Below are 25,516 nucleotides of genomic sequence, written 5' to 3'. Positions count from 1 at the left end.
GGCGTCTTGCGACCGGTGCTGGGTGGAGTGGCGTTGGTTCAGGCCGTTGCGAGAACGGCTTGGTCGATCCGTGCCGCTGCCGGCGTGGTCGACGAGGTGCGATGGGGCATGGCAGCGGTTCCTGGTGGGTGTCGGCGCGCGGCGGTCAGGCCGCCAGCGAATCGGCGGCGGGTTCCACCTGGGTCAGCAGCGAAGGCACGTCCAGGATCAGGGCAACGCCGCCGCTGCCGAGGATGCTCGACCCGCTGATGCCCTTGACCCCGGCGAACACCTTGGCCAGCGGCTTGATCACGGTCTGCCATTCGCCCAGCAGCGTGTCCACGACCAGGCCGAAACGTTGCGCGCCCTGGCGGATCACCACGATGCTCTCGCGCGCCGGCGGCGCGCCGGCGATGCCGAACAGCGAGCGCAGGCGCACGTACGGCAGCACCCCGCCGCGCAGGTCGATGTAGTCGCTCTGGTAGTTCGGCGCGAATTCCACGCACTCCTCGACCACGTCCAGCGGCACCACGAACACCGATTTGCCGACGCCGACCTGGAAGCCGTTGATGATCGCCAGGGTCAACGGCAGGCGCACCGAGATGGTGGTGCCCACGTCCTGCTGGCTGGCGATGTCCACGCTGCCGCGCAGCGCGGTGATGTTGCGCTTGACCACGTCCATGCCGACGCCGCGGCCGGACAGGTTGGTGACCTTCTCGGCGGTGGAGAAGCCCGGCTCGAAGATCAGCGCGAACACTTCGCGGTCGGACAGGCTGCGGCCGGGCTCGATCAGGCCGCGCTCCAGCGCCTTGGCCATGATCCTGTCGCGGTTCAGGCCGCCGCCGTCGTCGCTGATCTGGATGACGATGCTGCCCGAATCGTGGAACGCGTTGAGCCGCACCGTGCCGCGCTCCGGCTTGCCGCGCGCCCGGCGCAGTTCGGCCGGTTCGATGCCATGGTCCATCGCGTTGCGGACCAGGTGGGTCAATGGATCGGCGATCTTTTCCACCACCGACTTGTCCAGCTCGGTGTCCTCGCCGTTGACCACCAGCACGATGTCCTTGCCCAGTTCGCGCGCCACGTCGTGGACCACGCGGTGGAAGCGGCTGAAGGTGCCGCCGATCTTGACCATGCGCAGCTGCAGCGCGCTCTCGCGCACGTCCTCGACCAGCCCGGCCAGGATCGAGGTGGATTCGAGCAGTTGCGCGTCGCCGGTGCGCTGCGCGTTGGCGCCGGTGCTGGCGACGGCGATGATGAGTTCGCCGACCAGGTCGATCATGCGGTCGAGCTTGTCGGCATCGACACGGATCGAGCCGCCGTCCTGCGCGCGCGCGGCGGCGGGTGCCGCGGCGGCAGCGGTGGCGGTGGCTTTGGGCGGCGCCACGGATGCGGACGCGGGCGCGGCGGCCGGTGCGGGGCTGTCGAAACCGGCGAAGTCGTCGGCGTGCGCCTGGCTGCCGGCCTCGGCGACCAGCAACGGCAGCTCCAGGTTGGCGGCGTCGCCGTGCGGGTCCACCGCGACCACCTGCAGGTCGCAGTCGTCGCGGACGAATTCGAAGATGTCCTCGATCGCGGCCTGCTGCGCATCGGAGCGCAGCAGGATGTCGAAGCCCAGGTAGCACGCTTCCGGGTCAAGCTCCGGCAGCGCCGGCACGCGCTCGTGGCGGGTGCGTACCGCTTCCAGAGTGCCCAGGCTGCGCAGGCAGCGGATCAGGTGCAGCGGCGAGTTGCCGAAGCGCAGCGCATCGCTGAACAGCTGCAGCGAGATCCGCCAGTAGCCGGTCTGCGCCGCGGTCGCGGCTGCGGCCGTGGCGGCTGCCGGCGCGGCACTCGGCTGCAGGTAGGTGTGCAGGCGCGCCAGCAGCGGCGCGCCGTCGGCGGCGAGCACGGCTTCGTCGGCGTCGGCGCCGGCCGCCGCTTCCACCAGCGCGCGGATGTGGTCGCAGCAGGCCAGCATCAGCTGGATCAGCTCGGTGTCCAGCGCCACCGCGTTCTCGCGTACCAGGTCGAGCACGCTTTCCACGACGTGGGTGAAGCCGACCAGTTGCGCCAGGTCGAACAGCCCGCCGGAGCCCTTGATGGTATGCGCGGCGCGGAAGATGGCGTTGACCGCGTCGGGGCCGGCTTCGCCGCGTTCGGCTTCCAGCAGGTTGCGTTCCATGTCCTCGAGCAGGTCGCGGCTCTCGGCGATGAAGGTCTGCAGCAGTTGAGCGAGATTCATGGGGTGGCGCCGATCAATGCAAGATGTCGTTGGTGCCGGGCGCGAGCGTGTCGCGCAGGCCGAGCAGGTCGAGCGCGTCGTCGACCGGCGCGCTGCAGCCGTCGAGCCGGAACGGCCGGCCCAGCGCGCGCAACGCGGCCTGGGTGGCCAGCAACAGCTGCACGCCGGTGGCGTCGATCTCGGTGACCGCCTGCAATTGCAGCTGCAGGCCGCCGGGATGCTCCAGCGCCGGCAGCAGCAACGGCTTCAGTTCGCCGGCACGGCGGATGGTCATGTCGCCTTCCACGCTCAGTTGCAGCGGCAGGGGCGGGAATTCCGGGAGGGTCGAGCGCATGGCATGTCTCCGATACGAACATTGGGAACGGCGGAACCGGGCCGCGGCACGGGGCGAACAAGTCGGTTCGGGCTTGCTGTAAGCAGATATCGGCGCGTTTTCGGAATATTTAGGCCCAATGGCATATTTGTCTCGCAAATCCTTGACAAGGATGAGCGGTTCAGGCGCCGAGCCGGCAGCCCATTCCAGTTCCAAGGGAAACGCTTCACCGCTTGCCAGGAATGAATGCATGCGCCGTGCCAGGCGGCGGCTGGCCGGCGCGCTCGGGGAACAGCTGGCGCTCGGTGAGCACCGCGATCTGCGGATCGTCGAGCGCGAAGCCGTCGTCCAGCGGCGCCACTGCGATGGCGAATGCAGCCGGCGCAGCGTCGAGCCCGCCGGAGTCGAGCCCCTCTCCCTGCGGGGAGAGGGGTTGGGGTGAGGTACGACCGCTAGCGATCTGCTTCTGCACGGCTGTGGAGGACGCGGACGCAGCAGCAGCCTTCTTCGATGAAGACGGCGCGTGCGCCGTACCCTCATCCGGCGCTTCGCGCCACCTTCTCCCGGTGGGAGAAGGGAGGAAGGCGGCGAAGTTTGCGATCACCTCGGGCGCTGCTGCATCGCCACAAAGAAAACGGCCGGTAAGACCGGCCGTCGTCGGGAGCGTGCGCTGGCGCGACGCGATTGGTGGCGTGTTTCTGGCGCCCAGGCGCCGTCAGCGCGGCGCCAGCGCCGCCAACAGGCCGCGGGCGGCGTTGAAACGGTCCGCCGCTTCGGGCAGCGGCAGCTTCACCTTCAGTTTGTCCGGGCCGTCCATCGCGTACAGCTTGGGCTGCTTCTGGATCATCTGGATGATGGTCATCGGATCGACGTCGGGCTTGGCCTCGAACACGATGCGGCCGCCGTTCTCGCCCAGTTCCAGCTTGCGGATGCCGAGCGTGTTGGCCTGCAGTTTGAGCTCGGCGATCGCGAACAGATGCTTCACCGGATCCGGCAGCAGGCCGAAGCGGTCGATCATCTCCACCTGCAGCTCGCGCAGTTCCTCGGCGCCGCGCGCGCTGGAGATGCGCTTGTACAACGTCAGGCGGGTATGCACGTCGGGCAGGTAGTCGTCCGGGATCAGCGCCGGCACGTGCAGTTCCACTTCGGCGCCGCGCGCTCCCTCGCCGGCGTCTAGGTCCGGCAGCTTGCCCTGGCGGATGCTGCGCACCGCGCGTTCCAGCAGTTCGGTGTACAGGCTGAAACCGACCTCGGCCATCTGCCCGCTCTGGTCCTCGCCGAGCAGCTCGCCGGCGCCGCGGATCTCCAGGTCGTGGGTGGCCAGGGTGAAGCCGGCGCCGAGCTCGTCCATCGAGGCGATCGCGTCCAGCCGCTTCTGCGCATCGCTGGTGATGCTGCGCCGGTCCGGCACCAGCAGGTAGGCGTAGGCGCGGTGGTGCGAGCGGCCGACGCGGCCGCGCAGCTGGTGCAGCTGGGCCAGGCCGAAACGGTCGGCGCGGTTGATGACGATGGTGTTGGCGTTGGGGATGTCGATGCCCGATTCGATGATCGTGGTCGACAGCAGCACGTTGAAGCGCTGCTTCTGGAAATCCAGCATCACCCGTTCCAGGTCGCGCTCGGGCATCTGCCCGTGGGCGATGCCGATGCGCGCTTCCGGCACCAGCTCGCTGAGCTCGCGCTGCATGCGGCCGATGCTTTCCACGTCGTTGTGCAGGAAGTACAGCTGGCCGCCGCGCGCCAGCTCGCGCTGGAACGCTTCGCGCAGCAGCGCGTTGTCCCAGGCGGTGACGAAGGTCTGCACCGCCAGCCGGTTCGGCGGCGGGGTGGCGATGATCGACAGGTCGCGCAACCCGGCCATGGCCATGTTCAGCGTGCGCGGGATCGGCGTGGCGGTGAGGGTGAGCAGGTGCACGTTGGCGCGCAGCGCCTTCAGCGCTTCCTTCTGGCGCACGCCGAAGCGCTGCTCCTCGTCGACCACGACCAGGCCCAGGTCCTTGAACTTCACGTCCGGCTGCAGCAGGCGATGGGTGCCGATGATCACGTCGATGCCGCCGTCGGCGACCTTCTCCAGTTCGGCCTTGATCTCCTTGGCGCTCTTGAAGCGCGACAGCACCTCCACCCGCAGCGGCCAGTCGGCGAAGCGGTCGCGGAAGTTGCGGTAGTGCTGCTCGGCCAGCAGCGTGGTCGGCACCAGCACCGCCACCTGCTTGCCGGCGCTGGCCGCGGCGAACGCGGCGCGCACCGCGACCTCGGTCTTGCCGAAGCCGACGTCGCCGCAGACCACGCGGTCCATCGGCTGGCTGCTGGCCAGGTCGCGCAGGGTGGACTCGATCGCGGCCAGCTGGTCGGTGGTCTCCTCGAACGGGAAGCCGGCCGCGAACGGCTCGTACATGGCCCGGTCCACCTGCAGCGCCAGGCCGGCGCGGGCGCGGCGCCGGGCCTGGATCTCCAGCAGTTCGGCGGCCACGTCGCGCACCTTCTCGGCGGCGCGGCGCTTGGCCTTGGTCCACTGCTCGCCGCCCAGCGAATGCAGCGGCGCGGTCTCGGCCGAGGCGCCGGAGTAGCGGCTGATCAGGTGCAGCTGCGCGACCGGTACGTACAGGCGGTCGCCCTTGGCGTATTCGATCTCCAGGAACTCGCCGGGCATGCCGCCGGCATCGAGCACGATCAGCCCGCGGTAGCGGCCGACGCCGTGGTCCTCGTGCACAATCGGCGCGCCTTCGGTCAGCTCGCCGAGGTCGCGGATGATCGCTTCGGGCTCGCGCCCGGCGCGGCGCGTGCGCCGCGGCTGGCCGGCGCGCTCGGGGAACAACTGGCGCTCGGTGAGCACCGCGATCTGCGGATCGTCGAGCGCGAAGCCGTCGTCCAGCGGTGCCACTGCGATGGCGAATGCAGCCGGCGCAGCGTCGAGCCCGCCGGAGTCGAGCCCCTCTCCCTGCGGCGACCGAAGGGAGTCCCCGTGGGAGAGAGGGGTTGGGGTGAGGGTACGACCGCTAGTGACCTGCTTCTGCGCGGCTGTGGAGGATGCGGATGAAGCAGAAGCCTTCTTCGTTGAGGATGGCGCGAGCGCCGTACCCTCATCCGGCGCTTCGCGCCACCTTCTCCCGGAGGGAGAAGGGAGGAATGCTGCGAAATTTGGGATCACTTCCGGCTTCAGCCCGGCCGCGGCCAGCAGTTCCAGCAGCGCCTCGCGGCGGCCCGGCGAGTCGGCGGCGATCAGCACGCGGCCGGGGTAGTTGCCGAGGAAGCCCTTCAGCGCCTCGGCCGGCGCGGCGTCCTTGGCGGCGACCGGCAACGGCGGCAGCGGTTGGTCGCCCAGCGCCTGCGCCTCGGCGATGCGGGCATGGTCGGCCGCCCACACTTCGATGCGCGGCAGGCCATTGAGCTTCTCGCGCAGCGTGTCCGGCGCCTGGTACAGCTCCTCCGGCGCCAGCAGCGGACGCTCCACGTCGTGGCGGCGCTGCTCGTAGCGGTTCTGGGTCTGCGCCCAGAACGCATCGGCGGCCGCGCCGACGCCGGGTGCGATCAGCGGCAGCACGGAATCGCCCAGATAATCGAACAGGGTGGCGGTGGCGTCGCGCGCCGGCGCGCCGGCGCCACGTGGTTCCTGGAAGAACAGCGGCAGGTAGTACTCGATGCCCGAGGGCGCCAGCCGCGCCTTCAGGTCCTGGTACAGGGCGCTGCGCCGGGTGTCCACGTCGAAACGTTCGCGCAGGGTGGTCAGCACGCGCTCGACGCTGGCGTCGTCCATCGGCACCTCGCGGCCCGGCAGCATCTTCACCGCCTGCACGTGGTCCAGCGAGCGCTGCGATTCCGGGTCGAAGGCGCGGATCGAGTCGATGTCCTCGTCCAGCAGCTCGATCCGCAGCGGGGTCTCCGCGCCCATCGGGTACACGTCGAGCAGGCCGCCGCGCACCGCGAAGTCGCCCGGGTCCATCACCTGTGGCACGTTGCGGTAGCCGGCGCTCTCCAGGCGGCGCTTCTCCGCCTCCAGGTCCAGGCGCTGGCCCACGCGCAGGTCGAAACTGCCGCCGACGATGTAGCGCAACGGCGCCACCCGCTGCATCAGCGTCTGCACCGGCACCACCACGATGCCCTGTTTCAGCGCCGGCAGCCGGTGCAGCGCCGACAGGCGCTGGCTGACGATGTCCGGGTGCGGGCTGAACTGGTCGTAGGGCAGGGTTTCCCAATCCGGGAACGGCACCACCGGCAGGCGCGTGTCGCCGCTCAGCAGCGTGTGCAGGTCGGCTTCGATCTGGTGCGCGCTCTGGTTGTCGCGCGCGACCACCAGCAGCGGCCCGCGATGCGCCGCGGCGGCGCAGGCGATATGCCAGGCCAGTGCGGTCGAGGACGCAGGGGCGCGCCAGAAGGCGCGGAGCTGGCCGGACTTGGGCAGCGGCGGAACGGGGAAGGAAAGAGGCGCCATTGACCGCTTAGTTTAGCAAGCTGGGATTGGGGAGTCGGGATTGGGGATTGGCCGGACGCGTGCGCGCGTTGCGGCGCGGTCGCATGGCCGGGCACAGCGGGGGCGGGCGGCGCAGGCGGCGGCTGCGTCCGCAGCACTGAGGGTGAGCCGCTGGGGCTCGCGAACCCATGAGTGGTTCGCGGTCTGCAGGTGGGTGACGCACCTGGCGGCAGCCCGATCAGGGCCGCTCTCGCTCAGTTGCCCAGTTCCAGCACCACGCGGACCAGACCCGGGGTGTCCGGGTGCGGCATCGGCTGGAAGCCCAGCGACTCGGCCAGCTGCAGCATCGGCACGTTGCTTTCCAGCACGTCGCCGTACAGGCGGTCCAGGTACTTGCGCCGCGCCCACTTGACCAGCTTGCGCATCAGCTGCCGGCCCAGGCCCTGGCCGGCGACGAAGTTGCTGACCAGGATCGCGTACTCGGCCTCGCGGGTGCCGGGCGTGATCGAGGCGCGCGCCACCGCGCCGACCACTGCTTCGCCGGGCGGCAGCGGTTCGGCCGCGACCAGGGTCAGTTCCGTCTTCGGATTGGGGTGGGTCAACCGCTGCGCCATGTCCTCGGTCAGTTCCTGCATCGAATGCAGGAAGCGCTCGCGGATCTCGGTCGGCCCGAGCAGGCTGAAGGCGCCCTGCAGCGGCGCGCTGTCTTCCGGCCGGATCGGCCGGATCAGCAGCTCGCGGCCGCTGGGCAGGGTGAAGTTTTCATGCCACGGAGGCATGCGGTTGCGGGTAGCCATGGCCGGATGATCCTCGACGAAGCCTGGATTCTCGCATTACCTGGGACCGGTGCCGTGAACGCAACGCTCACCGCGGTTGCCTACGCTATGCGCCGGCTTTCGATGAGGAGCGGCCATGTCCGGCAGCGGCGATTCGCGACGCGCCATTTTCTTCGCGCTCGGCGCCAACCTGGCCATCGCCTTGGCCAAGGGCGCGGCCGCGCTGGCCACCGGCTCGGGCGCGATGCTCGCCGAGACCGTGCACTCGCTGGCCGACTGCGGCAATCAGTTGCTGTTGCTGCTGGGCATGCGCCAGGCCAAGCGCCCGGCCAGCGCCGAATATCCGCTGGGCTACGGTCGCGCGATCTATTTCTGGTCGTTCCTGGTGGCGGTGATGCTGTTCTGCATCGGCGGCATGTTCTCGATGTACGAAGGCGTGCACAAGCTGCTGCAGCCCGAGCCGTTGAGCAGCTGGGGCTGGGCGGTGGGCGTGCTGGGGTTCGCGCTGGTCGCCGAGGGCGTGTCGCTGCGCACCTGCCTGCAGGAGATCGGCAAGGTGCGCGGCGGGCGTTCGCTGTGGACCTGGTTCCGCGAGAGCCGCCAGGCCGAGCTGATCGTGATCTTCGGCGAGGACCTGGCCGCGCTGCTCGGCCTGGCGCTGGCGCTGGCCGCGGTGCTGCTGACGGTGCTGACCGGCAACCCGCTGTGGGACGCGCTGGGCACCATCGCCATCGGTGCGCTGCTGATCGTGGTCGCGGTGCTGGTGGCGATCGAGATCAAGGCGATGCTGATCGGGCAAAGCGTGGACCCGGCGCTGCAGCGGCAGTTGCATGCGTATTTCCAGGCGCGGCCGGAGGTCGAGCGGGTGATCCACCTGATCGCGGTGCAACTTGGCGCGGACGTGATGGTGTCGGTGCAGGCGACGCTGCGCCAGAAGCACGACGCGGCGGCGCTGCTCGCCGATATCACCCGCATCGAGCGCGGCCTGAAGCAGCAGTTCCCCATGGTGCGCTGGAGCTTCTTCGAGCCGGAACCGGGCGCGGCGGGCGCCGCTTCCGGCGCCTCACCGGGGTTGCTACAGTGACCGGCGCCTCGCCACCACGCTCAATGGAATGAAGACCTCGCACGCTGTCGTCGTATCCACCGTGATCACGTTGGCCCTGCTCGCCGTGTTCGGCGGGCTGCTGCTGGGCGGCAGCCTGTGGCTCAAGCACAGCATGAAGCTGCCGCTGCCGCCGGCGACACCGGCACCAGCTGCCGCACCCGCTGCGCCGCTGCAGGCCGAGCAGGCGCTGGCGCCGTATCGCGCGCGCCTGGACGCGACGCGCAAGCCGGTCGCGCACCTGCGCCTGCAGCCGATGGCGCAGGACGATCGCCTGGCCAGCAAGGTCGGCGGGCGCCCGTACTGGACCGCGGACAAGCCATACCCGCGCGATGCCCGCGGCCAGCCGCTGGCGTTGCTGGCGCAGGTCGATCTGGCGACGATGCCGCCGCTGCGCGGCTATCCGGCGCAGGGCATGCTGCAGTTCTTCATCGGCAGCGACGACTTCTACGGCGCCAACTTCGACGGCGACATGGACCTGGCCGCGCTGAGCGCGCAACGCAATTTCCGCGTGATGTACTGGCCGCGGCCCGAGGCGGCGGCGCGCCAGGTCGCTGTGCCATTGCTGTCGGCGGACACGCTGCCGTTCGATCCGGCGCGGCCGCGGGCGATGCACTTCAGTGTCGGCGAGGAAACCATGGGCAGCAGCGACGTGGGCTTCGAACGGGCGCTGGGCCAGCCGCTGGACGCGGTCGCCGCGGCCTATGCGAAGACACACGGCAGGCCGCAGGACGAAGTGGATGATGCGCTGTACGAAAGCCTGAGCCGCAATGGGCACAAGCTCGGCGGCTATCCGGAATTCACCCAGCAGGATCCGCGCACGCCACAGGATGCGCAGGTGTTGCTGCTGCAGCTGGACAGCGACGAAGACATGATGTGGGGCGACAGCGGCATCGCCAACTTCTTCATCGATCCGGCCGACCTGCAGCGCGGCGACTTCAGCCGGGTCGCGTTCCACTGGGATTGCTACTGAGGCGAGCGGTTCGGCCGCGATGCCGCGCATGCAGGCGGCGATCGAAGGCAGGTCGCACCCGCTGCCGCGGAGAGCGGGCGATATCGGTATGCGCGGCCAGCCAGGCGCGCGGCCCGTCACTCCTCGCGCTTCAGCCACTCCAGGCGCGTCGATGCGCCTGCTTCGCCCAGGTGCGTCTTCAGCGCCGGCAGCGCGCTCGCCAACACCTGCTCGAACTGCCACGGCGGATTGAGCAGCAGCATGCCGCTGCCGTTGAGCCGCAGCGGCGAATCGTCCGGGCGCACCTGCAGTTCGGCCAGCAGCACCGCCTTGGCCGGCATCGCCGCGGCCTTGCGCAGGAACGGCTGCAGGCTGCGGCGCTGCTTGATCGGGTACCACACCGCGCACATCGCCTGCGGCCAGCGGGTCAGCGTTTCGCGCAGGGTCGCGGCGATCAGCGGGTATTCGGCGTCCTGCGCCTCGTACGGCGGGTCGATCAGCACCAGGCCGCGGCCGATCTTGGTCGCGCCCGACTTGGGCGGCAGGAACGCCCGGATCGACGCGTAGCCGTCGCCGGCATGCACCTGTACGCGGCGGTCGTTGGCGAACAGCGCCTTCAGCTCGGTCGCTTCCTCGGGCTGCAGTTCGCAGGCGGCGAGCCGGTCCTGCTCGCGCATCGCCTGGGCGATCAGCAGCGGCGAACCGGGGTAGGCGACCAGCGCGCCGACCGGGTTGTCGGCCTGCACTGCGCGCAGGTAGCGCTCCAGCACCTCGGGCAGGGTCGGCTGGCCCATCAGTTTCAGCACCCCGGCCGCGGCCTCGCCGGTCTTGCGGCTCTCGCTGCCGGCGAACAGGTAGCGGCCGCGCCCGGCATGGGTGTCGAGCACGAAGAACGGGCTGTCCTTGCGCTTGAGCGCATCGATCAGCGCGAGCAGTACGGTGTGCTTGAGCGCATCGGCATGGTTGCCGGCGTGGTAGGCGTGGCGATAGTTCATCCGCGCAGTGTACGGGGCGCCACCGCGGGGAGCCATGCCGGCGCGCGAGGCGGTGGGTGCCGATGCCGGCATCGCGCAGGGTCCGTCCGCCAGCGGCGTGCCGTCCTCGCCCGCGCGCACCCTCGCGCCGGCGGGACCCCGCATGGCGTATGGTCGCGGCCGTCAGATTCCCTTAAGCCCGGCCCGCTAGGTTTTCGCGATGCGCATCCTCCTGGTAGAAGACGATCCCTCGCTCGGCGACACGCTGCGCGCGTGGCTGAAACTGGACGGCTATACCGTCGACTGGCTGACCCGCGGCGACGAGGCCCGCGCCGCGCTGCAGGCCCAGCCCTACCAGTGCGTGCTGCTCGACCGCGGCCTGCCCGGGCTCGACGGCGACGCCTTGCTGCGCACGCTGCGCGCGGCGCGGGTGACCACGCCGGTGCTGATGATCACCGCGCGCGATGCGCTGGAGGACCGGGTGCAGGGCCTGGACCTGGGCGCCGACGACTACCTGGTCAAGCCGTTCGACCTGGAAGAGCTGTCGGCGCGGATCCGCTCGGCGCTGCGCCGTAGCAACGGCAATCCCAGCGTGGTGCTGGCGCATGGCGACGTGCAGTTGGACCCAGTCGCCAAGCGCGTCACCCGCGACGGCCAGGTGGTGGCGCTGACCGCGCGCGAATACGCGGTGCTGCACGCGCTGCTGGCGCGCAAGGGCCATATCGTCGGCCGCGACCAGCTGGAAGACGCGCTGTACGGCTGGGGCGAGGAGGTGGAGAGCAATGCGATCGAGGTGCACATCTCGCACCTGCGCAAGAAGCTGGGCAGCGAACTGATCACCACCATCCGGCGCCAGGGCTACTGCCTGGGAGCGCCGCGATGACATGGCCGCGCTGGCGGCGCGGCGCAGCGGTCGCGGCGCACCCGGCGCAGGCGCGCTATTCCCTGCGCCGGCGGTTGATCGCCACCACCCTGGGTTCGAGCATCGTGTGCTGGCTGGTCAGCCTGGGCGTCATCGTCGGCGTGGCCTGGACCGAGACCAGCGACGTGTTCGACGACGCGCTGGAGGAAAGCGCGCGCCTGGTCGCGACCTTCGGCCCCGGCCTGCTGCACGGCGACGCCGCGTCCGACGACGGCGATACGGCGGCCGCCGACGGCGGCGTGCGCCTGTACTACCAGATCGTCGACCGCCACGGCACGGTGCTGCGCCGCTCGGCGGACGTGCCGCGGCAGCCGTTCGTGCCGCCGCGGCAGCTGCACGGCGACGATGCGACGCGCACCGTGCGCCACGCGCAGCGGCTGTGGCGCGTGCACGTGCTGCATGCCCGCGCGCAGGATCTGTACGTGCAGGTCGCGCAGCCGCTGGAGGAGCGTACCGAGTTGCTCGAGGACATGGCCGAGAACCTGGTGTGGCCGGCGCTGGCGCTGCTGGCGCTGCTGGCCGCGCTCAACTGGTGGGTGATCCGCCGCCAGCTGCGGCCGCTGGAGCGCCTGGCCGAGGACATCGGCCGGCAGTCGCCGCAGGACTTGAACGCGGTGTCCGCGGACGGCCAGGCCGACGAACTGCGTCCGATCGTGCAGGCGCTCAACGGCGTGCTCGCGCGGCTGGGCGAGGCGCTGCAGTCCGAGCGCCGCTTCACCGCCGATGCCGCGCACGAACTGCGCACGCCGCTGGCGGCCCTGCGCATGAAGATCCAGCTGATGCAGCGCAGCCACGCGGCGACCCTGGACGCGGCGCAGCGCCAGGACCTGGCCGCGCTACGCAGCGACGTGGACCGCGCCACAGCGCTGGTGGACAACCTGCTGATGCTGGCGCGGCTGGATCCGCAGCAACCCGGCAGCCTGGCCTGCGCAGCGGTGGCGTTGCCGGCGCTGGTCGATGCGGTGCTGGCCGACGTCGCGCCCGCGGCGGCAGCCAAGCGTATCGATCTGCACGCGGATATCGGCGTGGACACGGTGTGGGCGCATGCCGATCTGCTGCGCAGCGCCTTGCGCAACCTGCTCGACAATGCGGTGCGCTACGGCAGGATGCAGGGCCAGGTACGCATCGACGCTGCCGCGGTGCACGGCGCCGCCGGCGCGTTGTCCGCGGTGCGCATCGTGGTGCGCGACGACGGCCCCGGCGTGGCCCCGGCCGATCTGGCCCGGCTCACCCAGCGGTTCTTCCGCGTGCTCGGCAATGCGGGGCAGGGCAGCGGGCTCGGCCTGTCGCTGGTGGAGCGCATCGTCGCACTGCATGGCGGGCAGCTGCGGTTGGATTCCGGCGGCGAGGGCATGGGCCTGGCGGTACGCATCGAGTTGCCGCAGCGCGGATCGCCGACGGCCGGCTAGAACGCCGCCTGTCTGCCGCCCACTTCGACGGCATCGACGTGCGGCCGCCAAGACCGCACCGGGGCTGTACGCCAATCGATGCAGTGCCATCTCGGATCGCCTGCCTGAATCGCAGCGCGAGACATCAGATCCACTTCAGCTTCGTGGGGTGCAATGGCGTCCATGGCGATCGGCCATGACCTCGAACCCAAGGAGCACTCCATGCGCAAGACCATTCTCTCCACGCTGACCATCGCCAGCATTGCCGTCCTCGCCGCCGGCCAGGCCGCCGCGCAATACACCGGGCCCAACAGCGTGCCGGTGACCACGGTCAAGCAGCTGCTGGACCAGGGCAAGGACGAGCAGCACGTGGTGCTGCGCGGGAACATCGTGTCCCACGACGGCGGCGACCGCTACACCTTCCGCGACGCGACCGGCAGCGTGAAGGTCGAGATCGATGCGCACCGGCTGCCGGCCGGACGTCCGTTCGACGACAAGGCCCAGGTCGAGCTGCTGGGCGAATTCGACAAGGACTTCCGTTCCGCCGAAGTCGAAGTGGACGAAGTGCGCTTCCTGCGCTGAGGCACCCCGTGCACGGGCGCGGCGCGAGGGCAGTGAGCCTCGCCCGCCGGCGCCGGCCAGCCGCTGCGGCAATCGGGTCGCAGCGCACGGCGTCGCCGCAACGGGACGCCCGCGCTGCACGCCGCGCCTCGCTGCGGCTATGCTGCGCGCCATGTCCGCGCCCGCCGCCCCCTGTGTCCTCGTCGTCGAGGATGAATCCGCCATCGCCGATACCGTGCTGTACGCGTTGCGCAGCGAGGGCTACCAGGTGCGGCATTGCCTGCTCGGGCGCGAGGCGCTGGCGCAGGCGCGCGCCGGCGGCATCGACGTGGTGGTGCTCGACGTCGGCCTGCCGGACCTGGGCGGCTTCGAGGTGTGCCGCGAGCTGCGCAGCTTCAGCCAGGTGCCGGTGATCTTCCTGACCGCGCGCAACGACGAGATCGACCGCGTGCTCGGCCTGGAACTGGGTGCCGACGACTACATGGCCAAGCCGTTCTCGCCGCGCGAGCTGGTCGCGCGGGTGCGTGCGCGGCTGCGGCGTCCGGCCGCGCCGGCGGCGGCCGCCGAGCCGGGCTGGCAGAAGCACGGCGACTTCGCGATCGACCGCGACGGCCGCCGCATCCACTACCGCGACGCGGCGCTGGACCTGACCCGCTACGAATACGCGCTGCTGGCCGCGCTGCTGCAGCGTCCCGGCGCCATCCTCAGCCGCGCGCAACTGATGGACCGCGGCTGGGACGCCAGCGCCGACAGCGCCGACCGCACCGTGGACACCCACATCAAGACCCTGCGCGCCAAGCTGCGCGCGGCCGGCGCCGCGCACGACCCGATCCGCACCCATCGCGGCCTCGGCTACGCGCTGGAGCACTGAGATGCGGCTGGGGCTGAAGCTGTTCCTGGGCTTCTTCCTGATCGTCGGCGTCGCCGCGTTCTTCGTGATGCGGGTGTTCGTCAACGAGGTCAAGCCCGGCGTGCGCCAGGCGATGGAATCGACCCTGGTGGACGCGGCCAACGTGCTGGCGCAGATGGCCGCCGCCGACCTGAAGGCCGGGCGCATCGGCAGCGGCGTCTTCGCTCGCGACCTGGGCGCCGCGCAACGGCGCAATCCGCGCGCGATGGTGTGGCGCTTTCCCAAGCGCAGCGTCGATTACCGGGTCACCATCACCGATGCGGCCGGCGTGGTGGTATTCGATTCGCGCGGCCAGGACCTGGGCCGCGACAACTCGCGCTGGAACGACGTCTACCGCACCCTGCGCGGCGAGTACGGCGCGCGCTCCAGCGCCGAGGGCGACGGCGACCCCAACCACACCGTCATGCACGTGGCCGCGCCGGTCTACGACCCGGCCGACGGCCGTCGCCTGATCGGCGTGCTGACCCTGTCGCAGCCCAACCGCAGCATCGAGCCGTTCATCGTCGCCAGCCAGCGCAGCATCCTGCTGCGCGGCGCCTGGCTGATCGGCATCTCCGCGCTGATCGGGTTGCTGATGACCTGGGGCCTGCTGCGCGGCATCGGCCGGCTCAACCGCTACGCGCAGGCGGTCAGCGCCGGCGAGCCGGTGCCGCCGCCGCCGCCGCGCCGCGACGAGATCGGCGACCTCGGCCGCGCGCTGGAGACGATGCGGCGCAAGCTCGAGGGCAAGGCCTATGTCGAGCAGTACGTGCAGTCGCTGACCCACGAGATGAAGAGCCCGCTGGCGGCCATCCGCGGCGCCGCCGAACTGCTGCAGGAACCGTTGCCGGAGGCGGAGCGGCAGCGCTTCGTGCGCAACATCGCCGAGCAGCAGCAGCGCCTCACCGAGACCATCGACAAGCTGCTGGCGCTGGCCGAAGTGGAGCAGCACGGCTGGCTGCAGCGGCGCGAGCGCATCGTGCTGGCGCCGCTGTTCGCGCAGCTGGCCGAGGCGCTGGCGCCGCAGCTGCAGGGCAGCGGCGTGCGCTTGCAGGTACAGCTGGCGGACACCGAGCTGGCGCTGGTCGGCGATCCCTATCTGCTGCGCCAGGCCTTGCACAACCTGCTCGACAACGCGATCGGGTTCTCTTCCGCCGGTGGCAGTGTGGCCCTGCGCGCCGAGCACGACCGCGACGCACGCATCGTGCTGCTGGTGGAAGACGAGGGGCCCGGCGTTCCCGATTACGCGCTGGAGCGGGTGTTCGAGCGGTTCTATTCGCTGGCGCGGCCGGCGAGCGGGCAGCGCAGTTCCGGCCTGGGCCTGCCGTTCGTGCGCGAAGTGGCGCGGTTGCACGGTGGGGAGGCGAGCCTGCGCAACCGCGAGGCCGGCGGCGCGGTGGCGCGGCTATCGTTGCCGGCGGGCTGAGCTTGGCGCGTCGCGACTGAAGTCGCTCCCACAGGGGCGGATTCGCGCTTGTCGGCTGGTTCATTGCAGAGGATCGAGCCCTGACGGCGTCCCGACGTCGGGCAGCTTCTCGCTTCGTTCGTCGCGGCTGAAGCTGCTCCTACAGGGGGCAGGTTCGTGCTTGGGCGGCTGGGTCACTGCAGAGGCTCAAGCCCTGACGACGCCCGGCATCGGAAAGCCTGCTGCTTCGTTCGTCGCGGCTGAAGCCGCTCCTACAAAAAAGCTAAGCGGGACTGCGTGGGGGGTGGCTGGAACCCTGTAGGAGGGGCTTCAGCCCCGACAGATCGCCTGCAGCGACGAGCTCCTTGAGACGAGGTCCTTGAAGCGCGCATCGCGGCTGAAGCCGCTTCTGCAGGAAGCATCTGTGCCTGATGGGTGCACTGTGGGAGGGACTTCAGCCCCGACGCATTGGCCGCGAACGCGCCGGCATCAGCAGCAACCGCGGCGCTTCGGCGCGATGCCGCTTTCGGCCGCATGCTCGAACTAGTTTCGGCCGCATGCCTGAACCAGTAGCGCGTGGAACGCCTGGCCACGCTCAGCCCGTCCAGGATCAGCGCGGGCACGCGACCCGCTTCCCGCACGCACGCCGCCCACTTCACACTCGCTTCAAATTCGCCTCAAACCCCGCACACCCAGGCGCGGCACCCTGGCGTCCTCCAACACCGAGGACCGTCGATGAAATCCCTGAAGCTTGTCCTGCGATTCGCCACCATCGGCGGATTGATCCTGTTGCTGCTGATCCCGCTGTTGATGATCCGCGGCACCATCAGCGGCCGCGAGCGCTATCGCGACGAGGCGGTCGAGCGCGTGTCGCAGAGCAAGGCCGGCGAGCAGCGCCTGCTCGGCCCGATGCGCGTGCTGCCCTGGTCGCAGGTGCGTGAGGTCGCAGTGGTGGACGCCGACGGCAAGCGCGTGGTCAAGCGCGAGACGGAAACCGGCTACGACCTGCAGACCCCGCGGCACCTGGCGATCAACGGCGAGATGAAGCCGTCGCAGCGCAGCATCGGCCTGTTCAAGGTGCAGGTGTACAGCCTGCACGCGCGGCTCAAGGCGCAGTTCGACGACCTGGACTATGAGGAGGTCGACGGCCGCACCTATGGCCAGCCCTACCTGGTGCTCGGCATCGAGGACGTGCGTGGCCTGGTCGGCACGCCCAACCTGCGCGCCGACGGCAAGGCGCTGGGGCTGCAGCCGGGCTCGCTGGCGATGACCGGCATCTCCAAGGGCGTGCATGCGGTGCTGCCGGCGCTGGCCGACGCCCGCCAGGGCCGGCTCACCGACCTGCACAGCGTGGAAATGGAATTCGTGCTCGACGGGACCCAGGCGCTGTCGATCGTGCCGGTCGGCGACGACAACCAGATCGCGCTGACCTCGCCGTGGCCGCACCCGCTGTTCGGCGGCCGCTTCCTGCCCAACGAACGCCGCTTCGGCCCGCAGGGCTTCCAGGCCAGCTGGGCGCTGTCGTCGCTGGCGACCGGCGCGCAGTCGCAGCTGGCGACCGGCAGCAGCGAGGTCGATGCGTTGCGCGTGGACCTGGTCGACCCGGTCGACGTCTACACCCAGGCCGATCGCGCCAGCAAGTACGGCATCCTGTTCGTTGTGCTGACCTTCGTCGCCTTCGGCCTGTTCGAACTGATCAAGCGCCTGCCGATCCATCCGCTGCAGTACCTGCTGGTCGGCCTGGCGCTGGCGATCTTCTTCCTGCTGCTGCTCAGCCTGTCCGAGCACATCGCGTTCTGGCAGGCGTACCTGATCTCGGCGGTGGCCTGCATCGGCTTGCAGTTCTTCTACCTGGCCGGGGTGTTGCGCAGCCGCGGCCGCGCCGCCGGCTTCGCCAGCATGCTGACCCTGCTGTACGGCGCGCTGTACGGGTTGCTGGCCTCCGAAGACAGCGCCTTGCTGATGGGCTCGCTGCTGCTGTTCGGCATCCTCGCCGCGATCATGTGGATCACCCGCAAGATCGACTGGTACGAACTCGGCGCGGCCTTGCGCTGAGCCGGCACGCGACGAGGACCACGCCATGTCGGCGCACACCCATCTGCACCGCCGCGTCCAGGCCCTGTTGCCGGACGCGTTGGACACCCGCGGCCTGCACCGCGGCAATGCCGGCGCGGCGCTGGCGCGCAGCGCGCAGGCGGCGCTGGTCACCGCTGCCGACCGCGGCGGCGCGCTGTGGCTGCGGTTGAGCGAACGCAGCCGCGAGGCGCTGGCCGCGCACGGCCTGGCGTTCCTGGCAGCGGCGCTGCAGGCCCGCGCCGCCTTGCCGGGCGAGGCCGAGCCCTGGCGCTACTGCGCGTGGCGGGCGCTGCGCCGCGATTCGGCCTGGACGGCGGCCGGGCAGGGCGAGCAGCCCGGGCACGAACCCGGGTTCGTGACCTGGGAAGCGCAGGGCCGCGCACGGCTGCTGGTGCTGCCGGCGCAGGCGGCGCTGCTGTGCCGCTGGTGGCGATGAAGCGCGCGACGGCGCTGTCGGAAACGCCGTTTAGCTTGCGGCGCGCGTGCTGCTAGCCGTCTCAAAAAGGCATCGCGGGCATGGACGCTGCCGCAGGACGCAACGTCGGGCACTGGAATGCCCACCGCCATGGATGGCGGCACGTGGATAGGCCGGCAAGCGCTATCGCGCAACGCAGCCACGGCGATGGACGCCTTCGCAGGACGCAATGCCGGACAGGGGCGCCCACCGCCATGGATGGCGACATGCGTGGCAGGCCGGAAGGCACTCTCGCGCAACGCAGCCGCGGCCATGGACGCGGCCGCAGGACGCAGCACGCAGGACCGGGCAGGACGCCCACCGCCAGGGACGGCGCCAGGAGCACCACCGATCAGGGCATCGCCAAGCTGGCAGCGCCATGGAAACGCCTGCGGTAGAGTTCACGGATGGACTCTCCGCTCCCCATCCAGCGCCTGCGCGGCGCGCAGATCGCCCCGTTCCTGGACGATGTCGCGCGGCTGCGCATCGCGGTGTTCCGCGACTGGCCCTATCTGTATGCCGGCGACCTGGCCTACGAGCGCGACTACCTGTCCGCCTACGCCGCCTCGCCGGACAGCGTGTTCGTGCTGGCGCGCGACGGCGAGCGCGTGGTCGGCGCGTCCACCGGGCTGCCGCTCGCCGACGACGCCGAGGCGTTCGGCGCGGCCTTCGCCGGCAGCGCCATCGCGGTAACCGACGTGTTCTATTTCGGCGAATCGGTACTGTTGCCGGAGTATCGCGGCCGCGGCGTCGGCCACGCCTTCTTCGATCAGCGCGAGGCGCATGCGCGCGCGCTCGGCCGCTTCCGGCTGACCGCGTTCTGCGCGGTGGACCGCGATCCCGACGATCCGCGGCGCCCGCCCGACTACCGCGGCAACGACGTGTTCTGGCGCAAGCGCGGCTACCAACCGCAGCCGGCGTTGCGCATGCACTTGCCGTGGGAGGAACTGGACCGCGGCGAGATCACGCACAGCCTGAGTTTCTGGACCCGTCCGCTGGAGCCCGCTGCATGAAGATCGCCGTCGCCAAGTACCCGATCGGTGCGCCGGTCGATTTCGCCGCCTTCGCCGACAAGCAGGCGGCCCTGATCGGCCAGGCCGCGCAGGTCGGCGCGCAGCTGGCGGTGCTGCCCGAATACCTGTCGCTGGAGCTGGCCGCGACCTTCGACTCGGCCGTGGCCGCGGACCTGCCGGCGTCGCTGGCGGCGACCCAGGCGCTGCACCCGCAATACCTGGCGCTGTTCGCGCAGCTGGCGCAGCGGCATCGCCTGCATCTGGTCGCCGGCAGTTTCCTGCTGGCCAACGGCGCAGGCCGCTACCGCAACCGCGCCTATTGGTTCGCGCCCGACGGCAGCCACGGCTGGCAGGACAAGCTGCAGCTGACCGGCTTCGAGAAGGCCACCGGCCTGATCGACGGCGGCGACGCGTTGAAGGTGTTCGCCGCCGACGGCGTGCGCGCCGGCGTGGCGGTCTGCTACGACAGCGAGTTCCCGCTGCCGGTGCGCGCCCAGTACGAGGCCGGCGCGCGGCTGCTGGTGGTGCCCAGCTGCACCGACACCGAGGCCGGCGCCACCCGCGTGCGCATCGGTTGCCTGGCGCGCGCGCTGGAGAACCGCATCTTCGTCGCCCAATCGGTGACCGCCGGCCTGGCCGAATGGAGCCCGGCGCTGGACGTGAACACCGGCGAGGCGGCGATCTACGCGCCGATGGACGCCGGCTTCCCGGCCGACGGCATCGTCGCGCAGACCCGGGGCGAGCAGGTCTGGGCGGTGGCCGAACTGGATTTCGACGCGTTCGAGGCCAGCCGCGCCAGCGCCCAGGTCGCCAACGACCGCGACTGGCGCGGCCAGCTGGCCCCGGCCATCGTCCGCGCGGAGCTGGCCGGCTTCCAGTAGCGCTGGCTGGCGCGGCCGGCATCGCCGCGGCGCTCGAATGCGTACTCGGCAATCGTGTGCGCGGAAACGGAGCGGAGGAGCGAGGCCGTTGTGCGCGTGGTGCCGGCTGCTTTGGATTGCGCTGCCGCCGCGCGGGCAGGCGCACAGACGCCTAGGCGCGCTGCGATGCCGCGCATGGGACCCGCCTCCGCTCGCCGCACCCGGCGTGGCGCCGAGCGTGCGATCGTCTCGCGCCGCGGTGCCCCGTGCCCGTGCAGCACACGCCATCCGAACGCACGATGCGTTCTGCTGTCGCCTCCGCTCCGCTACCGGCCCATCGCCCCATGCCCAAGACCCTGCAGCCGCACGCCGTGCGCCTCGAATTCGCGCCCGGCGCGCTGGTCCACGCCAACCTGTCCGGCGCCGCCTTCACCGACGACTGGCTGTGGGTGGCCGGCGACGAGGCCTGCGCGGTCGACCGCCTGCACGCGCTGGCGCCGGTCGGCGAGGAAACGCTGCGCTTCGGCGAAGGCCGCAGTTTCGCGCTGGGCGATCTGCTCGACCTGCCCGGCGACCGCGACGACGAGGCCGACCTGGAGGGCATGGCGCTGTCGCCCGGCTACCTGTGGGTGGTCGGTTCGCACGGCATGAAGCGCAAGAACGCCAAGCCCGACCGCGACGACGCCGACAACGGCAAGCGCCTGGCCAAGCTCAAGCTCGACGCCAACCGCCGCCTGCTCGCCTGCCTGCCGATCGAGCACGACGCCGACGGCGCGCCGCAGCTGGTGCGCGAAGCCGCCGACGGCCGCCGCGCGCTGCGGCTGAAGGGCGACGCCAAGCACAACCAGCTCACCGCGCTGCTCGAGGACGACCCGCATTTCGGCGCCTACCTGAAGATCCCCGGCAAGGACAACGGCTTCGACATCGAAGGCATGGCGGTGGACGGCCAGCGCCTGCTGCTGGGCCTGCGCGGCCCGGTGCTGCGCGGCTGGGCCGGGCTGCTGGAGATCGCGGTGGAAGCGCACCACGACTACCTGCGGCTGGTGCCGCTGGACGACGAGGGCACCTTGCTGCGCAAGCATTTCCTGCAACTGGGCGGGCTGGGCGTGCGCGACCTGCATTTCCACGGCGACGACCTGTACCTGCTGGCCGGCCCGACCATGGTGCTGAACGGCGAGATCCGCCTGTTCCGCTGGCCCGGCGCGCGCACCGCGTTGGCCGACAACCGCGCACCGGTGCGGTTTCAGCGCGAGCTGGTCAAGTCGCTGGTGTTGCCGCACGGCGAGGACAGCGACCGCGCCGAAGCGCTGTGCAGCCTGCCGCCGGCGCTGACCGCGGGCGTGCCGAGCTGGCTGGTGCTGTACGACGCCCCGGGCCTGGCGCGCAGCGACGGCGAATGCGTGGTGCATGGCGACCTGCTGCGCTAGCGCCAACCCCAATTGTGGTGACAGGCGCCGGGTGAACGACCAAGGTTCAGGGCCTTTTGTAGGAGCGGCTTCAGCCGCGACAGGCGTTGCCGATAGTGCCTGTCGCGGCTGAAGCCGCTCCTACAATGGAAGAGCCTAGGCATGGCACCGGCTGCCTCCGGGCACCGCAAGGCAGGCCAGGGTAAAATCGCCCGATTCCCGTTTGCTCCGAGCGTTCCATGGCCTGCCGCACCCGTTTCGCCCCCAGTCCCACCGGTTACCTGCACATCGGCGGCGCGCGCACCGCGCTGTACTGCTGGCTGGAGGCGCGCCACCGCGGCGGCGAGTTCGTGCTGCGCATCGAGGACACCGACCGCGAGCGCAGCACCCAGGCGGCGATCGACGCGATCCTCGAAGCGATGCAGTGGCTGGGCCTGGACTACGACGAAGGCCCCATCTACCAGACCCAGCGCATCGCCCGCTACCAGGAAGTGGCTGCGCAGCTGCTCGCCGCCGGCAAGGCCTACTACGCCTACGAGACCCGCGAGGAACTGGACGCCATGCGCGAGGCGGCGATGGCCAAGCAGGAAAAGCCGCGCTACAACGGCGCGGCGCGCGAGCAGCACCTGCCGCACCGCGACGATCCGAACCGCGTGGTCCGCTTCAAGAACCCCGAAGGCGGCAGCGTGGTGTTCGACGACCTGATCAAGGGCCGCATCGAGATCGCCAACAGCGAGCTCGACGACATGGTGATCCTGCGCCCCGACGGCTACCCCACCTACAACTTCGCGGTGGTGGTGGACGACTGGGACATGGGCATCACCGAGGTCATCCGCGGCGACGACCACATCAACAACACCCCGCGCCAGATCAATATCTACGAGGCGCTGGGCGCGCCGGTGCCGAAGTTCGCGCACATGCCGATGATCCTGGACGAGCAGGGCGCCAAGCTGTCCAAGCGCACCGGCGCGGCCGACGTGATGCAGTACAAGGACGCCGGCTACCTGCCGCACGCGCTGATCAACTACCTGGCGCGGCTGGGCTGGTCGCACGGCGACCAGGAACTGTTCGGCCGCCAGGAACTGATCGATCTGTTCGACGTCAAGGACGTCAACTCCAAGGCCGCGCGGCTGGACATGGCCAAGCTCGGTTGGGTCAACCAGCACTACCTGAAGAGCGACGACCCGGCCACGATCGCGCCGCAGCTGGACTACCAACTGGCCAGGCTCGGCATCGACCCGGCCGCCGGCCCGGCCGCCGCCGACGTGGTGGTGGCGCTGCGCGAGCGCGTGCAGACGCTGAAGGAAATGGCCGAGAAGGCGCTGGTCTGGTACCGGCCGCTGGAGACCTACGACGACGCGGCCGTGGCCAAGCACCTCAAGCCGGGCGCGGAACTGGCGCTGGGCAAGGCGCGCGAGCTGCTCGCCGCGCTGGGCGAGTGGAGCGTGGACGGCGTGGCCGCCGCGCTGCACGACGCCGCCGCGGCGCTGGAGATCGGCATGGGCAAGGTGGCGCAGCCGCTGCGCGTGGCCATCACCGGCACCCAGGTCAGCCCGGACATCTCGCATACGGTCTACCTGGCCGGGCGCGAGCAGGCCTTGAAACGCATCGACGCCGCGCTCATCAAGATCCCAGCGGGAAGCTGATTCCCCGGAGAAGCCCATGTCCAGCAAGAAGACCGCCTGCACCGAGCCGCACCACCACGTCCACGACGCCGACGACTTCGTCAAGGTGGTGGAGCGGGTGAGCCGCGAACGCGGGCTGCGGCTGACCCCGATCCGCGCCAACGTGCTGCGCCTGATCGCCGAAGCGGCGCGCCCGGTGAAGGCCTACGAACTGCTGGAATGGGTGCGCGAGGGCAAGAGCGTGGGCGCCGACGCGCCGCCCACCGTGTACCGCGCGCTGGATTTCCTGATGGCCAACGGCTTCGTGCACAAGCTCGAGTCGGTCAACGCCTTCGTCGCCTGCCACCACCCCAGCAGCGCCCAGCACTCGGTGCCGTTCCTGATCTGCGACCGCTGCCACAGCGCGGTCGAACTGGAGGACCGCGACGTGGTCGCGCAACTGGAGCAGCGCGCCAAGGCGCTGGGTTTCCAGCCGCAGGCGCAGACCCTGGAAGTGCACGGCCTGTGCGCGCGCTGCGCGGGGTAGGGCGCAGCGCTTTCGGCGGCGTGGGTGCGGTTGTAGCTGCAGCGCTTGCCGGTTGCCGGTTGCGGGCTGCGGCCGGCGCACGCATGGCCGCGGCGCGCCGGCGGCTGAGCGCGTCTCGCACCTGGGGCTGATCGCCATGCCGTTCGGGCTGTCCACGCCGACGCTGGTGGTGGCCGGCGTTGTTCCACATCTCAACCGCGCTGTTGAAGGCCTCGCTGTTCATGGCCGCCGGCATCATCGCCCCGACCTGATCGCCGCCGCCGCAGCGACAGCCGTTGGCGGCGGCCGAGGCCGGGCAATCCACTAAGGGAAGCTCGGCAAGGCGTCGCGTACGGTACGTTCGATCCACGTCGGCGCGCCGGCGTCCGCCGCGCGTATCAGCCGCGCTCGAGCACATCGCCGAAGCGCAGCCGTGTCCACGCTTCGGCCGCCGCCCGCGCGAGCGCATGCGAATCGCTGGCGCCCTCGGTCAGGCTGGTATCGCCGCGCGGATCGATCACTTCCCATTCCCAGGTCCGCGTTCGCTTGGGCAGCCACACCGCGAGCAGCAGCGCAGGCAGCTCCGGCCTGCCGGTGGCCACGTCGCAACGCCAGATCGACAGGTCCGCCAGCGCATCGCGTTGCCAGCGCGGCCGTGCCGTGTCGCCCGTGGCGGCGGCGCGCGTCGCGACAAGGCGCGCACGCGGCAACGTCGCGGCGAGGACGGGGTGCGCGGAGGGGATCGGGGTGGTCGTCTTGTACATGCTCGCTCCTTCTGTGGCAAAGAAGGCGTGCCGGGGAGACATGCGAGACCCCATCGGACACACCTGCGTCGACCGGCGGGCGGTGCCGGTGGCTGGTGTCGCGGGTGCCCGATTGGCTGAGATGCCGCCGCTGGATGCGGCGACGGCCGGGCTACCATCCGGCCTGCTCTCTTTCGACCGCCGCAGCGTACCCATTCCCGGCGGCTGCGACAAGCGCTTTTTTCCGTTTCAAGCTATTGTTTTTGAAAGAGATGTGTGAGCAATCCGGGCGCTAAGGCGCCTGCCCGCCAGGGCGCTCGCGCCGGCTTGCCGCTGTCTGGTCGGCATGTGCCGGCGCGGTCTCCCTGCGTGCTGGCGTCCAGGCGCGCGCCGCACAGCCGCGCTGCCAGCACGTCCATGCAACCTCTCTGGCTGCGCTGCTGCGCGCACGACGGCCAACGGCATGTTGGCGCGACGCCGCGGCAACGGGCAGTGGCGGCGCGTTGCGCCGCTCCGCATCCTCCGGAACAGCGGCGCGAGGCGCGCCTAGTGCTTGTCCTTCGCCTTGGGGGGCGCGGTGTCGGCGCCGGAGGCCTTGCCGTGGCCAGGGTCGTCGGCGATCTTCCTGATCTGATAGCTGCCCTCCGGCAAGGCGAATCCCTTCTTGCTGCGTGCCGACGCCATCACCGTGCAGGTGACCGAGCCGTCCGGGTTGCTGGACATGCCGCCGCCGGCATGCGTGCACCATTCTTCGCAGACCGCTTGCGAGCCGGGCTGGCAGTCGAGCTGCGTGCCTTTGGCGGCGGCCGGCGCGGCGAAGGTCGAAGCGGCGAGCAACAGAGTGGAGAGTGCGACAAAGCGTGCGTCCATGGTGTCGGTTCCTGATGTAGGCGAGGCGGCAGAGGCTTCGCGATCTGGTTGTCTGCCACCAGAGCCAACGTGGGCAA

General features: G+C 70.6%; 23 protein-coding genes. 15 read left to right on the top strand and 8 right to left on the bottom strand.

The genetic code is table 11. The features are described 5' to 3' along the window. Positions 1–145: 145 nt before the first annotated feature. The 5 genes from NUG20_RS14465 to NUG20_RS14445 all read right to left on the bottom strand — a co-directional run bounded on the left by NUG20_RS14465 (position 146) and on the right by NUG20_RS14445 (position 7,715). Entirely contained in the window at positions 146–2,200 is a 2,055-nt protein-coding gene (locus NUG20_RS14465) for a chemotaxis protein CheA (protein ID WP_263395153.1), read from the bottom strand. Positions 2,201–2,213: 13 nt separating this feature from the next. Then, positions 2,214–2,534, bottom strand: coding sequence for an STAS domain-containing protein (locus NUG20_RS14460; RefSeq protein WP_263395152.1), 321 nt, complete (start codon positions 2,532–2,534; stop codon positions 2,214–2,216). 205 nt (positions 2,535–2,739) lie between these two features. Next, on the bottom strand, positions 2,740–3,117 hold the full coding sequence (locus NUG20_RS14455; RefSeq protein WP_263395151.1) for a hypothetical protein: 378 nt from the start codon (positions 3,115–3,117) through the stop codon (positions 2,740–2,742). Between the two features lie 111 nt (positions 3,118–3,228). Further along, on the bottom strand, positions 3,229–6,939 hold the full coding sequence (gene mfd / locus NUG20_RS14450; RefSeq protein ID WP_263395150.1) for a transcription-repair coupling factor: 3,711 nt from the start codon (positions 6,937–6,939) through the stop codon (positions 3,229–3,231). Positions 6,940–7,172: 233 nt separating this feature from the next. Beyond that, complete coding sequence (locus tag NUG20_RS14445) at positions 7,173–7,715, bottom strand: GNAT family N-acetyltransferase (protein WP_263395149.1); 543 nt, start codon at positions 7,713–7,715, stop codon at positions 7,173–7,175. A gap of 115 nt (positions 7,716–7,830) precedes the next feature. Here NUG20_RS14445 and NUG20_RS14440 point away from each other — a divergent pair, with 115 nt between their 5' ends. Beyond that, entirely contained in the window at positions 7,831–8,778 is a 948-nt protein-coding gene (locus NUG20_RS14440) for a cation diffusion facilitator family transporter (protein ID WP_263395148.1), read from the top strand. Positions 8,779–8,806: 28 nt separating this feature from the next. Then, the gene (locus tag NUG20_RS14435; protein WP_263395147.1) at positions 8,807–9,769 is read left to right on the top strand and encodes a YwqG family protein; all 963 of its coding nucleotides are present in this window, start codon (positions 8,807–8,809) and stop codon (positions 9,767–9,769) included. Positions 9,770–9,885: 116 nt separating this feature from the next. Here NUG20_RS14435 and rlmJ read toward each other — a convergent pair whose 3' ends face one another. Beyond that, a complete protein-coding gene (gene rlmJ / locus NUG20_RS14430; RefSeq protein WP_263395146.1) occupies positions 9,886–10,743 on the bottom strand; it encodes a 23S rRNA (adenine(2030)-N(6))-methyltransferase RlmJ in 858 nt (285 codons plus the stop codon). Between the two features lie 199 nt (positions 10,744–10,942). Between rlmJ and NUG20_RS14425 the strand changes: the two genes are divergently transcribed. From NUG20_RS14425 to NUG20_RS14370, 12 genes are all read left to right on the top strand, one after another. Further along, entirely contained in the window at positions 10,943–11,605 is a 663-nt protein-coding gene (locus tag NUG20_RS14425) for a response regulator transcription factor (protein WP_263395145.1), read from the top strand. Beyond that, positions 11,602–13,053 (top strand): ATP-binding protein, encoded by a 1,452-nt coding sequence (locus tag NUG20_RS14420; RefSeq protein ID WP_263395144.1) that lies wholly within the window; start codon positions 11,602–11,604, stop codon positions 13,051–13,053. Before NUG20_RS14425 ends, NUG20_RS14420 begins: the two co-directional genes overlap by 4 nt. Before the next feature lie 201 nt (positions 13,054–13,254). Continuing rightward, positions 13,255–13,614 (top strand): YgiW/YdeI family stress tolerance OB fold protein, encoded by a 360-nt coding sequence (locus tag NUG20_RS14415; protein ID WP_263395143.1) that lies wholly within the window; start codon positions 13,255–13,257, stop codon positions 13,612–13,614. Between the two features lie 139 nt (positions 13,615–13,753). Beyond that, positions 13,754–14,464, top strand: coding sequence for a two-component system response regulator CreB (creB, locus tag NUG20_RS14410; protein WP_263112940.1), 711 nt, complete (start codon positions 13,754–13,756; stop codon positions 14,462–14,464). Between the two features lies 1 nt (position 14,465). Further along, positions 14,466–15,908, top strand: coding sequence for a two-component system sensor histidine kinase CreC (creC, locus tag NUG20_RS14405; protein ID WP_263395142.1), 1,443 nt, complete (start codon positions 14,466–14,468; stop codon positions 15,906–15,908). Between the two features lie 714 nt (positions 15,909–16,622). After that, positions 16,623–17,942 (top strand): cell envelope integrity protein CreD, encoded by a 1,320-nt coding sequence (gene creD / locus NUG20_RS14400; RefSeq protein ID WP_263395141.1) that lies wholly within the window; start codon positions 16,623–16,625, stop codon positions 17,940–17,942. A 25-nt stretch (positions 17,943–17,967) separates the two neighbouring features. Next, positions 17,968–18,399, top strand: coding sequence for a hypothetical protein (locus NUG20_RS14395; RefSeq protein WP_263395140.1), 432 nt, complete (start codon positions 17,968–17,970; stop codon positions 18,397–18,399). A gap of 425 nt (positions 18,400–18,824) precedes the next feature. Beyond that, positions 18,825–19,430 (top strand): GNAT family N-acetyltransferase, encoded by a 606-nt coding sequence (locus tag NUG20_RS14390; protein WP_263395139.1) that lies wholly within the window; start codon positions 18,825–18,827, stop codon positions 19,428–19,430. After that, complete coding sequence (locus NUG20_RS14385) at positions 19,427–20,311, top strand: carbon-nitrogen hydrolase family protein (protein WP_263395138.1); 885 nt, start codon at positions 19,427–19,429, stop codon at positions 20,309–20,311. Before NUG20_RS14390 ends, NUG20_RS14385 begins: the two co-directional genes overlap by 4 nt. A gap of 323 nt (positions 20,312–20,634) precedes the next feature. After that, positions 20,635–21,717, top strand: coding sequence for a DUF3616 domain-containing protein (locus NUG20_RS14380; protein ID WP_263395137.1), 1,083 nt, complete (start codon positions 20,635–20,637; stop codon positions 21,715–21,717). Positions 21,718–21,935: 218 nt separating this feature from the next. After that, entirely contained in the window at positions 21,936–23,342 is a 1,407-nt protein-coding gene (gene gltX, locus NUG20_RS14375) for a glutamate--tRNA ligase (RefSeq protein WP_263395136.1), read from the top strand. 16 nt (positions 23,343–23,358) lie between these two features. After that, the gene (locus NUG20_RS14370) at positions 23,359–23,847 is read left to right on the top strand and encodes a transcriptional repressor (RefSeq protein ID WP_263395135.1); all 489 of its coding nucleotides are present in this window, start codon (positions 23,359–23,361) and stop codon (positions 23,845–23,847) included. Positions 23,848–24,224: 377 nt separating this feature from the next. Here NUG20_RS14370 and NUG20_RS14365 read toward each other — a convergent pair whose 3' ends face one another. Continuing rightward, on the bottom strand, positions 24,225–24,590 hold the full coding sequence (locus tag NUG20_RS14365; RefSeq protein WP_263395134.1) for a hypothetical protein: 366 nt from the start codon (positions 24,588–24,590) through the stop codon (positions 24,225–24,227). A 121-nt stretch (positions 24,591–24,711) separates the two neighbouring features. Here NUG20_RS14365 and NUG20_RS14360 point away from each other — a divergent pair, with 121 nt between their 5' ends. Continuing rightward, a complete protein-coding gene (locus tag NUG20_RS14360; protein WP_263395133.1) occupies positions 24,712–24,849 on the top strand; it encodes a hypothetical protein in 138 nt (45 codons plus the stop codon). Between the two features lie 266 nt (positions 24,850–25,115). Here the strand turns inward: NUG20_RS14360 and NUG20_RS14355 are convergent, their stop codons facing one another. Further along, positions 25,116–25,439, bottom strand: a complete 324-nt coding sequence (locus NUG20_RS14355) for a hypothetical protein (protein ID WP_263395132.1) — start codon at positions 25,437–25,439, stop codon at positions 25,116–25,118. Between the last annotated feature and the right edge of the window lie 77 nt (positions 25,440–25,516).

The organism is Xanthomonas sp. CFBP 8443 (genome assembly GCF_025666195.1).
Lineage (GTDB): Bacteria > Pseudomonadota > Gammaproteobacteria > Xanthomonadales > Xanthomonadaceae > Xanthomonas_A.
Note: the sequence above shows the minus strand (reverse complement) of the source record. Positions and strands in the feature narration are given on the sequence as shown.

What these genes read in the sequence shown, in the direction of transcription:
- NUG20_RS14365 (WP_263395134.1), bottom strand. Translation starts at nt 24,590, where the DNA reads ATGTACAAGACGACCACCCCGATCCCCTCCGCGCACCCCGTCCTCGCC.
- rlmJ (WP_263395146.1), bottom strand. Translation starts at nt 10,743, where the DNA reads ATGAACTATCGCCACGCCTACCACGCCGGCAACCATGCCGATGCGCTC.
- NUG20_RS14420 (WP_263395144.1), top strand. Translation starts at nt 11,602, where the DNA reads ATGACATGGCCGCGCTGGCGGCGCGGCGCAGCGGTCGCGGCGCACCCG.
- NUG20_RS14360 (WP_263395133.1), top strand. Translation starts at nt 24,712, where the DNA reads ATGCCGCCGCTGGATGCGGCGACGGCCGGGCTACCATCCGGCCTGCTC.
- NUG20_RS14415 (WP_263395143.1), top strand. Translation starts at nt 13,255, where the DNA reads ATGCGCAAGACCATTCTCTCCACGCTGACCATCGCCAGCATTGCCGTC.
- NUG20_RS14460 (WP_263395152.1), bottom strand. Translation starts at nt 2,534, where the DNA reads ATGCGCTCGACCCTCCCGGAATTCCCGCCCCTGCCGCTGCAACTGAGC.
- NUG20_RS14370 (WP_263395135.1), top strand. Translation starts at nt 23,359, where the DNA reads ATGTCCAGCAAGAAGACCGCCTGCACCGAGCCGCACCACCACGTCCAC.
- NUG20_RS14440 (WP_263395148.1), top strand. Translation starts at nt 7,831, where the DNA reads ATGTCCGGCAGCGGCGATTCGCGACGCGCCATTTTCTTCGCGCTCGGC.
- NUG20_RS14435 (WP_263395147.1), top strand. Translation starts at nt 8,807, where the DNA reads ATGAAGACCTCGCACGCTGTCGTCGTATCCACCGTGATCACGTTGGCC.
- NUG20_RS14395 (WP_263395140.1), top strand. Translation starts at nt 17,968, where the DNA reads ATGTCGGCGCACACCCATCTGCACCGCCGCGTCCAGGCCCTGTTGCCG.
- creB (WP_263112940.1), top strand. Translation starts at nt 13,754, where the DNA reads ATGCTGCGCGCCATGTCCGCGCCCGCCGCCCCCTGTGTCCTCGTCGTC.
- creD (WP_263395141.1), top strand. Translation starts at nt 16,623, where the DNA reads ATGAAATCCCTGAAGCTTGTCCTGCGATTCGCCACCATCGGCGGATTG.
- NUG20_RS14465 (WP_263395153.1), bottom strand. Translation starts at nt 2,200, where the DNA reads ATGAATCTCGCTCAACTGCTGCAGACCTTCATCGCCGAGAGCCGCGAC.
- NUG20_RS14390 (WP_263395139.1), top strand. Translation starts at nt 18,825, where the DNA reads ATGGACTCTCCGCTCCCCATCCAGCGCCTGCGCGGCGCGCAGATCGCC.
- NUG20_RS14425 (WP_263395145.1), top strand. Translation starts at nt 10,943, where the DNA reads ATGCGCATCCTCCTGGTAGAAGACGATCCCTCGCTCGGCGACACGCTG.
- NUG20_RS14445 (WP_263395149.1), bottom strand. Translation starts at nt 7,715, where the DNA reads ATGGCTACCCGCAACCGCATGCCTCCGTGGCATGAAAACTTCACCCTG.
- mfd (WP_263395150.1), bottom strand. Translation starts at nt 6,939, where the DNA reads ATGGCGCCTCTTTCCTTCCCCGTTCCGCCGCTGCCCAAGTCCGGCCAG.
- NUG20_RS14385 (WP_263395138.1), top strand. Translation starts at nt 19,427, where the DNA reads ATGAAGATCGCCGTCGCCAAGTACCCGATCGGTGCGCCGGTCGATTTC.
- NUG20_RS14355 (WP_263395132.1), bottom strand. Translation starts at nt 25,439, where the DNA reads ATGGACGCACGCTTTGTCGCACTCTCCACTCTGTTGCTCGCCGCTTCG.
- NUG20_RS14380 (WP_263395137.1), top strand. Translation starts at nt 20,635, where the DNA reads ATGCCCAAGACCCTGCAGCCGCACGCCGTGCGCCTCGAATTCGCGCCC.
- creC (WP_263395142.1), top strand. Translation starts at nt 14,466, where the DNA reads ATGCGGCTGGGGCTGAAGCTGTTCCTGGGCTTCTTCCTGATCGTCGGC.
- gltX (WP_263395136.1), top strand. Translation starts at nt 21,936, where the DNA reads ATGGCCTGCCGCACCCGTTTCGCCCCCAGTCCCACCGGTTACCTGCAC.